Annotated in this window: 16 protein-coding genes and 1 pseudogene; all 17 read left to right on the forward strand. The window is 65.9% G+C overall.

Features of this window, described 5'->3' with window-relative positions; genetic code table 11:
• The first annotated feature begins 2 nt into the window (after positions 1–2).
• Positions 3–326, forward strand: a complete 324-nt coding sequence (gene rplX, locus ACZ4MF_RS32805; RefSeq protein WP_030930498.1) for a 50S ribosomal protein L24 — start codon at positions 3–5, stop codon at positions 324–326.
• Entirely contained in the window at positions 326–883 is a 558-nt protein-coding gene (gene rplE, locus ACZ4MF_RS32810; RefSeq protein WP_387769349.1) for a 50S ribosomal protein L5, read from the forward strand. The genes rplX and rplE overlap by 1 nt, the downstream gene beginning before the upstream one ends.
• Positions 884–888: 5 nt before the next feature.
• On the forward strand, positions 889–1,074 hold the full coding sequence (locus ACZ4MF_RS32815; protein ID WP_003948630.1) for a type Z 30S ribosomal protein S14: 186 nt from the start codon (positions 889–891) through the stop codon (positions 1,072–1,074).
• A gap of 212 nt (positions 1,075–1,286) precedes the next feature.
• Positions 1,287–1,685 (forward strand): 30S ribosomal protein S8, encoded by a 399-nt coding sequence (gene rpsH, locus ACZ4MF_RS32820; protein ID WP_007384075.1) that lies wholly within the window; start codon positions 1,287–1,289, stop codon positions 1,683–1,685.
• Between the two features lie 24 nt (positions 1,686–1,709).
• Complete coding sequence (gene rplF, locus ACZ4MF_RS32825) at positions 1,710–2,249, forward strand: 50S ribosomal protein L6 (protein WP_067299853.1); 540 nt, start codon at positions 1,710–1,712, stop codon at positions 2,247–2,249.
• Between the two features lie 3 nt (positions 2,250–2,252).
• Positions 2,253–2,636, forward strand: coding sequence for a 50S ribosomal protein L18 (gene rplR / locus ACZ4MF_RS32830; protein ID WP_053661883.1), 384 nt, complete (start codon positions 2,253–2,255; stop codon positions 2,634–2,636).
• Between the two features lie 39 nt (positions 2,637–2,675).
• Complete coding sequence (gene rpsE / locus ACZ4MF_RS32835; protein ID WP_015658456.1) at positions 2,676–3,281, forward strand: 30S ribosomal protein S5; 606 nt, start codon at positions 2,676–2,678, stop codon at positions 3,279–3,281.
• On the forward strand, positions 3,281–3,463 hold the full coding sequence (rpmD, locus tag ACZ4MF_RS32840) for a 50S ribosomal protein L30 (protein WP_003974250.1): 183 nt from the start codon (positions 3,281–3,283) through the stop codon (positions 3,461–3,463). The genes rpsE and rpmD overlap by 1 nt, the downstream gene beginning before the upstream one ends.
• A 2-nt stretch (positions 3,464–3,465) precedes the next feature.
• The gene (gene rplO, locus ACZ4MF_RS32845) at positions 3,466–3,921 is read left to right on the forward strand and encodes a 50S ribosomal protein L15 (RefSeq protein WP_023547373.1); all 456 of its coding nucleotides are present in this window, start codon (positions 3,466–3,468) and stop codon (positions 3,919–3,921) included.
• Positions 3,922–4,165: 244 nt separating this feature from the next.
• On the forward strand, positions 4,166–5,479 hold the full coding sequence (secY, locus tag ACZ4MF_RS32850; RefSeq protein ID WP_467495828.1) for a preprotein translocase subunit SecY: 1,314 nt from the start codon (positions 4,166–4,168) through the stop codon (positions 5,477–5,479).
• A complete protein-coding gene (locus ACZ4MF_RS32855; protein ID WP_467495829.1) occupies positions 5,479–6,141 on the forward strand; it encodes an adenylate kinase in 663 nt (220 codons plus the stop codon). Before secY ends, ACZ4MF_RS32855 begins: the two co-directional genes overlap by 1 nt.
• Positions 6,142–6,247: 106 nt before the next feature.
• Complete coding sequence (gene map / locus ACZ4MF_RS32860; protein WP_467495831.1) at positions 6,248–7,084, forward strand: type I methionyl aminopeptidase; 837 nt, start codon at positions 6,248–6,250, stop codon at positions 7,082–7,084.
• Between the two features lie 308 nt (positions 7,085–7,392).
• The gene (gene infA / locus ACZ4MF_RS32865; protein WP_003948620.1) at positions 7,393–7,614 is read left to right on the forward strand and encodes a translation initiation factor IF-1; all 222 of its coding nucleotides are present in this window, start codon (positions 7,393–7,395) and stop codon (positions 7,612–7,614) included.
• A 58-nt stretch (positions 7,615–7,672) separates the two neighbouring features.
• Positions 7,673–7,786 (forward strand): 50S ribosomal protein L36, encoded by a 114-nt coding sequence (gene rpmJ, locus ACZ4MF_RS32870; RefSeq protein ID WP_003998809.1) that lies wholly within the window; start codon positions 7,673–7,675, stop codon positions 7,784–7,786.
• Positions 7,787–7,977: 191 nt separating this feature from the next.
• A complete protein-coding gene (gene rpsM / locus ACZ4MF_RS32875) occupies positions 7,978–8,358 on the forward strand; it encodes a 30S ribosomal protein S13 (RefSeq protein ID WP_020135802.1) in 381 nt (126 codons plus the stop codon).
• 66 nt (positions 8,359–8,424) lie between these two features.
• Positions 8,425–8,829 (forward strand): 30S ribosomal protein S11, encoded by a 405-nt coding sequence (rpsK, locus tag ACZ4MF_RS32880; protein WP_003956432.1) that lies wholly within the window; start codon positions 8,425–8,427, stop codon positions 8,827–8,829.
• 127 nt (positions 8,830–8,956) lie between these two features.
• A pseudogene (locus ACZ4MF_RS32885) lies at positions 8,957–9,079 on the forward strand (DNA-directed RNA polymerase subunit alpha); the annotation flags it as partial.

The raw sequence follows: 9,079 nt of genomic DNA on the forward strand, positions 1-9,079 counted from the left end.
GCATGAAGATCAAGAAGGGCGACCTGGTCCAGGTCATCACCGGCAAGGACAAGGGCAAGCAGGGCAAGGTCATTGCCGCTTACCCGCGCGAGGAGCGCGTCCTGGTCGAGGGTGTCAACCGGGTCAAGAAGCACACCAAGGCCGGTCCGACCGCCAGCGGTTCTCAGGCCGGCGGCATCGTCACGACCGAGGCGCCGATCCACGTCTCCAACGTCCAGCTGGTCGTTGAGAAGGACGGCAACAAGGTCGTCACGCGTGTCGGCTACCGCTTCGACGACGAAGGCAACAAGATCCGCGTTGCCAAGCGGACGGGTGAGGACATCTGATGGCTACCACCACCACTCCGCGTCTGAAGACGAAGTACCGCGAGGAGATCGCGGGCAAGCTGCGTGACGAGTTCAAGTACGAGAACGTCATGCAGATCCCCGGCCTCGTCAAGATCGTGGTCAACATGGGTGTGGGCGACGCCGCCCGCGACTCCAAGCTGATCGAGGGCGCCATCCGCGACCTCTCCACGATCACCGGCCAGAAGCCGCAGGTCACCAAGGCCCGCAAGTCCATCGCGCAGTTCAAGCTGCGCGAGGGCCAGCCGATCGGTGCCCACGTCACGCTCCGTGGCGACCGCATGTGGGAGTTCCTGGACCGCACCCTGTCGCTCGCGCTGCCGCGCATCCGCGACTTCCGCGGCCTGTCCCCCAAGCAGTTCGACGGCCGTGGCAACTACACCTTCGGTCTCACGGAGCAGGTCATGTTCCACGAGATCGACCAGGACAAGATCGACCGTACCCGGGGCATGGACATCACCGTGGTCACCACGGCGACCAACGACGCTGAGGGCCGCGCGCTCCTTCGTCACCTCGGCTTCCCGTTCAAGGAGGCGTGAGCGAGATGGCGAAGAAGGCTCTGATTGCCAAGGCTGCTCGCAAGCCCAAGTTCGGTGTGCGTGGCTACACCCGCTGCCAGCGCTGCGGCCGTCCGCACTCCGTGTACCGCAAGTTCGGCCTCTGCCGCGTGTGCCTTCGTGAGATGGCTCACCGTGGCGAGCTGCCGGGCGTGACCAAGAGCTCCTGGTAATCCCTGTAACAGGGGATTCCGGAAGCTCTCGGTAAGCATCTGGGTCGGCAGGGGCCCTTCTCCGCATGCCGTAGGCTTGCGGGGTTGGGCGCCTGTCGCGCCCGTACGACTTACTACGCCGTAGGTCCACCGCGCCGCACCCGCCCCGTCTCGGATCGGGGAGAGGGATGGCGCACCAGGAAACCCCGGCGAGAGAGGCCGAAGGCCAATTCATGACCATGACTGATCCGATCGCAGACATGCTTACGCGTCTGCGGAACGCGAACTCGGCATACCACGACTCCGTGACGATGCCGGCATCGAAGATCAAGTCGCACATCGCGGAGATCCTCCAGCAGGAGGGCTTCATCACGGGCTGGAAGGTCGAGGACGCCGAGGTCGGCAAGAACCTCGTTCTTGAGCTGAAGTTCGGCCCGAACCGTGAGCGCTCCATCGCGGGCATCAAGCGGATCTCCAAGCCCGGTCTCCGGGTGTACGCGAAGTCCACCAACCTGCCCAAGGTCCTCGGTGGCCTCGGCGTGGCGATCATCTCCACGTCGCACGGTCTCCTGACCGACAAGCAGGCCGGCAAGAAGGGCGTGGGTGGGGAAGTCCTCGCCTACGTCTGGTAGCGGAAGGGAACGGAGGAAACAGCTATGTCGCGTATTGGCAAGCTCCCCATCACGGTTCCCGCCGGCGTGGACGTCACCATCGACGGCCGGACGGTCTCGGTCAAGGGCCCCAAGGGCACGCTGACCCACACCGTCGTCGCGCCGATCGACATCGTCAAGGGTGAGGACGGCGTTCTGAACGTCACCCGTCCGAACGACGAGCGTCAGAACAAGGCCCTGCACGGCCTGTCCCGCACGCTGGTGGCGAACATGATCACCGGCGTGACCCAGGGTTACGTGAAGAAGCTCGAAATCAGCGGTGTCGGTTACCGCGTCACGGCCAAGGGCTCGAACCTCGAGTTCGCGCTCGGCTACAGCCACCCGATCGTCGTCGAGGCGCCCGAGGGAATCACCTTCAAGGTGGAGACCCCGACCCGCTTCCAGGTCGAGGGCATCGACAAGCAGAAGGTCGGCGAGGTTGCGGCCAACATCCGCAAGCTGCGCAAGCCCGACCCGTACAAGGCCAAGGGCGTCAAGTACGAGGGCGAAGTCATCCGCCGCAAGGTCGGAAAGGCGGGTAAGTAAGCCATGGCATACGGGCAGAAGATCCTCAAGGGCGACGCCTACAAGCGCGCCGCGATCAAGCGCCGTCACATCCGGATTCGCAAGAACCTTTCCGGTACGGCGGAGCGTCCCCGTCTGGTCGTGACCCGCTCCAACCGCCACATCGTGGCGCAGGTGATCGACGACCTCAAGGGCCACACCCTGGCGTCCGCGTCCACCCTGGACGCGTCGGTCCGCGGTGGCGAGGGCGACAAGTCCGCGCAGGCCAAGCAGGTCGGCGCCCTGGTCGCCGAGCGTGCCAAGGCCGCCGGTGTCGAGGCTGTCGTGTTCGACCGTGGTGGCAACCAGTACGCCGGGCGCATCGCCGCCCTGGCGGACGCCGCCCGCGAAGCCGGGCTCAAGTTCTGAGCCTGCCGTAGCTAGCGGAAAAAGAGAGAGGTAATTCCAATGGCTGGACCCCAGCGCCGCGGTGGCGGTGCCGGTGGCGGCGAGCGGCGGGACCGGAAGGGCCGTGACGGCGGCGCTGCTGCCGCCGAGAAGACCGCGTACGTTGAGCGCGTCGTCGCGATCAACCGCGTCGCCAAGGTTGTGAAGGGTGGTCGTCGCTTCAGCTTCACCGCGCTGGTCGTGGTGGGCGACGGTGACGGCACCGTGGGTGTCGGTTACGGCAAGGCCAAGGAGGTGCCGGCCGCCATCGCCAAGGGCGTTGAGGAGGCCAAGAAGCACTTCTTCAAGGTCCCCCGTATCCAGGGCACCATCCCGCACCCGATCCAGGGTGAGAAGGCTGCCGGCGTCGTGCTGCTCAAGCCCGCGTCCCCGGGTACCGGTGTTATCGCCGGTGGTCCGGTGCGCGCCGTGCTCGAGTGCGCCGGTATCCACGACATCCTGTCGAAGTCGCTCGGCTCCGACAACGCGATCAACATCGTGCACGCGACCGTGGAGGCCCTGAAGGGCCTGCAGCGTCCGGAGGAGGTCGCGGCCCGCCGCGGTCTGCCTCTTGAGGACGTCGCTCCCGCGGCTCTTCTCCGTGCGCGTGCCGGGGCTGGTGCGTAATGGCCCAGCTCAAGATCACGCAGGTTAAGTCGTACATCGGCAGCAAGCAGAACCACCGCGACACCCTGCGGTCCCTTGGTCTCAAGGGCATCAACACGCAGGTCGTCAAGGAGGACCGCCCCGAGTTCCGCGGCATGGTGCACACCGTCCGCCACCTCGTGACGGTCGAGGAGGTCGACTGATCATGGCGGAGCAGAACCCGCTGAAGATCCACAACCTCCGTCCCGCCCCCGGCGCCAAGACCGCCAAGACCCGTGTCGGTCGTGGTGAGGCGTCGAAGGGTAAGACGGCCGGTCGTGGTACCAAGGGCACGAAGGCCCGCTACCAGGTTCCGGAGCGCTTCGAGGGTGGCCAGATGCCGCTCCACATGCGCCTCCCGAAGCTGAAGGGCTTCAAGAACCCGTTCAAGACCGAGTTCCAGGTCGTGAACCTCGACAAGCTGGCCGCGCTCTACCCCGAGGGTGGCGAGGTCACGGTCGAGGGTCTGGTGGCCAAGGGTGCGGTTCGCAAGAACAGCCTCGTCAAGGTCCTCGGCCAGGGCGAGATCTCCGTGGCGCTGCAGGTGACGGTCGACGCCGTCTCCGGCTCCGCCAAGGAGAAGATCACCGCCGCCGGCGGTACGGTCACCGAGCTGGTCTGAGTCCCTCAGGTCCCTCGATGACATGAACGATCCCGACCGGGGATACCCCACATATGGGGTATCCCCGGTCGGTCGTTCCTAGGGAAGTGCTCTCGCCGGTAAGGTGGCCAGCACTGCCCACTTTCATTGGGCGCTCCCCATGGGGCACCCTGAGCGGCAGTTGACCGTTAGTAATTCGTCTGTATCCGTCGAACCTCAAGACCGTCACCCTTGACGCAGTTGCGCGGGGGTCGCAGGAGGCACCGTGCTCACCGCGTTCGCCCGGGCGTTCAAGACGCCCGACCTGCGCAAGAAGCTGCTCTTCACGCTGGCCATCATCGTGGTCTACCGCGTCGGTACCCACATCCCGATCCCCGGCGTCAACTACAAGGCCGTCCAGCAGTGTGTGAGCGAGGCGGGGGCCAACCAGGGCCTGTTCGGCCTCGTGAACATGTTCAGTGGCGGCGCGCTGCTCCAGATCACGGTCTTCGCGCTCGGCATCATGCCGTACATCACGGCCAGCATCATCCTTCAGCTGCTGACCGTGGTCATCCCGCGCCTGGAGGCCCTGAAGAAGGAGGGCCAGGCCGGCACGGCGAAGATCACGCAGTACACCCGGTACCTGACCGTGGCGCTCGCCATCCTGCAGGGCACCGGCCTCGTCGCCACCGCCCGCAGCGGCGCGCTCTTCAACGGCTGCTCGGTCGCGTCGAGCATCGTCCCGGACCAGGCGATCTTCACGACGATCACGATGGTGGTCTGCATGACCGCCGGCACGTGTGTCGTGATGTGGCTGGGTGAGCTGATCACCGACCGTGGCATCGGCAACGGCATGTCGATCCTGATGTTCATCTCGATCGCCGCGACCTTCCCGTCCGCCCTGTGGGCCATCAAGAAGCAGGGCACCCTGGCCGACGGCTGGATCGAGTTCGGCACCGTGATCCTCGTGGGTCTGGTGATGGTCGCGCTCGTCGTCTTCGTCGAGCAGGCCCAGCGCCGCATCCCCGTGCAGTACGCGAAGCGCATGATCGGCCGCCGGTCCTACGGCGGTACGTCCACGTACATCCCGCTCAAGGTGAACCAGGCGGGTGTGATTCCCGTCATCTTCGCCTCCTCGCTGCTCTACATTCCGGCGCTCGTGGCGCAGTTCGCGGGGGGCAAGTCGGGCTGGAAGACCTGGATCGAGCAGAACCTGACCAAGGGCGACCACCCGATTTACATCACCTTGTACTTCTTGCTCATCGTTTTCTTCGCGTTCTTCTACGTGGCGATCTCCTTCAACCCCGAGGAAGTCGCCGACAACATGAAGAAGTATGGTGGCTTCATCCCGGGCATCCGGGCTGGCCGACCGACCGCTGAGTACCTCAGCTACGTGCTCAACCGGATCACCTGGCCGGGTTCGCTGTATCTGGGTCTGATTGCTCTCGTGCCAACAATGGCGTTGGTCGGGTTCGGGGCGACGAACAACTTCCCGTTCGGCGGTACCAGCATCCTGATCATCGTGGGTGTCGGTCTCGAGACGGTGAAGCAGATCGAGAGCCAGCTCCAGCAGCGCAATTACGAAGGGTTCCTCCGCTGATGCGTATCGTCCTCGTCGGGCCGCCGGGTGCCGGTAAGGGAACGCAAGCCGTCCGCCTTGCCGCAGAGCTGAAGATTCCGCACATCTCCACGGGCGACCTGTTCCGGGCCAACATCAGCCAGCAGACGGAGCTGGGCAAGCTCGCGAAGTCCTACATGGACCGCGGTGAGCTGGTGCCGGACTCCGTCACCATCGACATGGCCAAGGACCGCATGGAGCAGCAGGACGCCGAGGGCGGCTTCCTGCTCGACGGCTTCCCGCGGAACGTGGACCAGGCCGAGGCGCTGGACGGGCTGCTGGAGACCGAGGACTTCAAGCTGGACGCCGTCCTGGACCTGGAGGTCCCGGAGGACGAGGTCGTCAAGCGCATCGCCGGACGCCGCATCTGCCGCAACGACTCGTCCCACGTCTTCCATGTGACGTACAGCCCGCCGAAGAAAGAGGGCGTGTGCGACGTCTGCGGCGGTGAGCTGTACCAGCGCGACGACGACAGCGAGGAGACCGTCCGCACGCGGCTGGAGGTCTACCACACGCAGACCGAGCCGATCATCGACTACTACAAGGCGCAGGGTCTGGTCGTGACGATCTCCTCCCTGGGCCCGGTGGACGAGATCACGCAGCGGGCGCTGGAGGCTCTCAAGCGCGAGAAGGCCGAGCAGTAGTCTCAAGGCTTCCGGCCTTCCGGCCGCGGTGCCCTCCCGGGGCGCCGCGGCCGTAGTGTTGTACAGATATCCCAGCCGATGTGAGTGACGGAGAGCGCAGGCCCCCATGGTGCAGATCAAGACGCCCGAGCAGATCGCCAAGATGCGTGCGGCGGGCCTGGTCGTCGCCGCCATCCACGCGGCCACCCGCGAGGCCGCGGTGCCCGGCGCCTCCACCAAGGACCTGGACGAGGTGGCCCGCAAGGTCCTCGCCGAGCACGGCGCGAAGTCGAACTTCCTCGGCTACGGCGGCTTCCCCGCGACCATCTGCACCTCCGTGAACGACGTCGTCGTGCACGGCATCCCCTCCGACGACGTGGTCCTCAAGTCCGGCGACATCATCTCCATCGACTGCGGCGCGATCATCGACGGCTGGCACGGCGACGCGGCGTACACGGCCTTCGTGGGCTCCGGTCACGCTCCGGAGCTGGTCGAGCTGTCCCGGGTGACGGAAGAGTCGATGTGGGCTGGCATCGCGGCGATGAAGCAGGGCAACCGCCTGGTCGACGTCTCCAAGGCGATCGAGACGTACATCCGCCGCCAGCCGAAGCCGGGCGGCGGCAAGTACGGGATCATCGAGGACTACGGCGGCCACGGCATCGGCACCGAGATGCACATGGACCCGCACCTGCTGAACTATGTCGACCGCCGCCGCGGCAAGGGCCCCAAGCTGGTCCCCGGCTTCTGCCTCGCGATCGAGCCGATGGTCTCCCTCGGCACCCCGCGCACGGAGGTCCTGTCGGACGACTGGACGGTCATCACGACGGACGGCACCTGGTCCTCCCACTGGGAGCACTCGGTGGCTCTGACGGCAGAGGGCCCGCTGGTCCTGACGGCCCCCGACGGCGGCAAGGCGAAGCTGGCGGAGTACGGGATCACGGCGGCACCGGATCCGCTCGCCTGACGACCGACCGACCCGGCCACGACCGCCGGTCGCGGGCCGGAGCAGCCGCTCGAAGCGTGTGAGGCGCCCCCGGCGCCGAGCCCGCGAGAGCGGCGTCAAGGACGGGTCGGCGGCAAGGCCAAGCCGGCGGAGTACGGCATTCGGGCCGCTCCCGATCCGCTCGCTTAGTGATCTTCCGAGTAGGGCAGACTTCCTCGATTCGCCTTTCAGGGTGCGCCGACGTAGACTGACTCGTCGGCTCTCGTGCACCCGCATGTCCGCATGCGTGCAAGAGGGTCGATCAAGGTAGTCGATTCGAAGGGCGAAGCGTGGCCAAGAAGCAAGGTGCCATCGAGATCGAGGGCACTGTCGTCGAGTCTCTGCCGAACGCCATGTTCAAGGTCGAGCTCCAGAACGGCCACCAGGTCCTGGCACACATCAGCGGCAAGATGCGTATGCACTACATCCGCATCCTCCCTGACGACCGGGTCGTGGTGGAGCTGTCTCCGTACGACCTGACGCGTGGCCGGATCGTCTACCGCTACAAGTAGATCTTGCCCGCACCCCGGATCTCCTCGGGGTGATGGCACTGACCCGGAGAACCTCACCATGAAGGTCAAGCCGAGCGTCAAGAAGATCTGCGACAAGTGCAGGGTGATCCGCCGTCACGGTCGGGTCATGGTCATTTGCGAGAACCCGCGCCACAAGCAGCGCCAGGGCTGAAGCACGACCATCTCCCTCTGCACCTCTATCGCAGAGATTCGCGCGACGCGAGCTGAATTGTTCATACGCAGAACCCGAGCCAGTCGGCTCGACACCCTCGGTTCGGAGGCCGAGGACCCGGTTCGTACCTGGTACGGCGGCCGGGAGCCGGTTCTGTGGAAGACCTCCGAAAGATCACCAGGAGCCATTGAATGGCACGCGTTTCCGGTGTTGACATCCCGCGCGAAAAGCGCGTGGAGGTCGCCCTCACCTACGTGTTCGGCATCGGCCGGACGCTCTCGCAGCAGACGCTGGCCGAGACCGGTATCGACCCGAACACCCGCGTTCGCGACCTGAGCGAAGAGCAGCTCGTCGCGATTCGTGAGTACGTCGACAACAACATCAAGACCGAGGGTGACCTCCGTCGCGAGATCCAGGCCGACATCCGCCGCAAGGTCGAGATCGGCTGCTACCAGGGTCTCCGTCACCGTCGCGGTCTGCCCGTCCGCGGTCAGCGCACCAGCACCAACGCCCGCACCCGCAAGGGCCCGCGTCGCGCCATCGCCGGTAAGAAGAAGCCGGGCAAGAAGTAGTCCGCAGCGGACTCGCCGTCCAGCGGTCTTCGCTGTAGGACCGACCACCTCCCGTAGGAGTTATAGATGCCCCCCAAGGGTCGTCAGGGCGCTGCCAAGAAGGTGCGCCGCAAGGAAAAGAAGAACGTCGCTCACGGCCACGCGCACATCAAGAGCACGTTCAACAACACGATCGTCTCCATCACGGACCCGTCCGGCAACGTGATCTCCTGGGCCTCCGCCGGCCACGTCGGCTTCAAGGGCTCCCGGAAGTCCACGCCGTTCGCCGCGCAGATGGCCGCCGAGTCGGCTGCCCGCCGCGCCCAGGAGCACGGCATGCGCAAGGTCGACGTGTTCGTGAAGGGCCCGGGTTCCGGTCGTGAGACCGCGATCCGCTCCCTGCAGGCCACGGGCCTCGAGGTCGGCTCCATCCAGGACGTCACCCCGACCCCGCACAACGGCTGCCGCCCGCCGAAGCGCCGCCGCGTCTGACGCGCAGCGCTCCGCAGGTTTCGGGGTTTCGGGCGGTACGGCCTCTGTGAGGAAGCCGTACCGCCCGTACCCTTGCAGTACAGAGTCGGGCGTCAAATAGCGGGCGCCCCTGACTGAAGGATTATCCATGCTGATCGCTCAGCGTCCCTCGTTGGCCGAAGAGGTCGTCGACGAGTTCCGCTCCCGGTTCGTGATCGAGCCGCTGGAGCCGGGCTTCGGCTACACCCTCGGCAACTCCCTGCGCCGTACC

The organism is Streptomyces sp. NPDC025793 (assembly GCF_055558375.1).

Coding starts and splice junctions, on each gene's coding strand:
- rplX (WP_030930498.1), top strand. CDS start 3: ATGAAGATCAAGAAGGGCGACCTGGTCCAGGTCATCACCGGCAAGGAC.
- rplE (WP_387769349.1), top strand. CDS start 326: ATGGCTACCACCACCACTCCGCGTCTGAAGACGAAGTACCGCGAGGAG.
- ACZ4MF_RS32815 (WP_003948630.1), top strand. CDS start 889: ATGGCGAAGAAGGCTCTGATTGCCAAGGCTGCTCGCAAGCCCAAGTTC.
- rpsH (WP_007384075.1), top strand. CDS start 1,287: ATGACCATGACTGATCCGATCGCAGACATGCTTACGCGTCTGCGGAAC.
- rplF (WP_067299853.1), top strand. CDS start 1,710: ATGTCGCGTATTGGCAAGCTCCCCATCACGGTTCCCGCCGGCGTGGAC.
- rplR (WP_053661883.1), top strand. CDS start 2,253: ATGGCATACGGGCAGAAGATCCTCAAGGGCGACGCCTACAAGCGCGCC.
- rpsE (WP_015658456.1), top strand. CDS start 2,676: ATGGCTGGACCCCAGCGCCGCGGTGGCGGTGCCGGTGGCGGCGAGCGG.
- rpmD (WP_003974250.1), top strand. CDS start 3,281: ATGGCCCAGCTCAAGATCACGCAGGTTAAGTCGTACATCGGCAGCAAG.
- rplO (WP_023547373.1), top strand. CDS start 3,466: ATGGCGGAGCAGAACCCGCTGAAGATCCACAACCTCCGTCCCGCCCCC.
- ACZ4MF_RS32855 (WP_467495829.1), top strand. CDS start 5,479: ATGCGTATCGTCCTCGTCGGGCCGCCGGGTGCCGGTAAGGGAACGCAA.
- map (WP_467495831.1), top strand. CDS start 6,248: ATGGTGCAGATCAAGACGCCCGAGCAGATCGCCAAGATGCGTGCGGCG.
- rpmJ (WP_003998809.1), top strand. CDS start 7,673: ATGAAGGTCAAGCCGAGCGTCAAGAAGATCTGCGACAAGTGCAGGGTG.
- rpsM (WP_020135802.1), top strand. CDS start 7,978: ATGGCACGCGTTTCCGGTGTTGACATCCCGCGCGAAAAGCGCGTGGAG.
- rpsK (WP_003956432.1), top strand. CDS start 8,425: ATGCCCCCCAAGGGTCGTCAGGGCGCTGCCAAGAAGGTGCGCCGCAAG.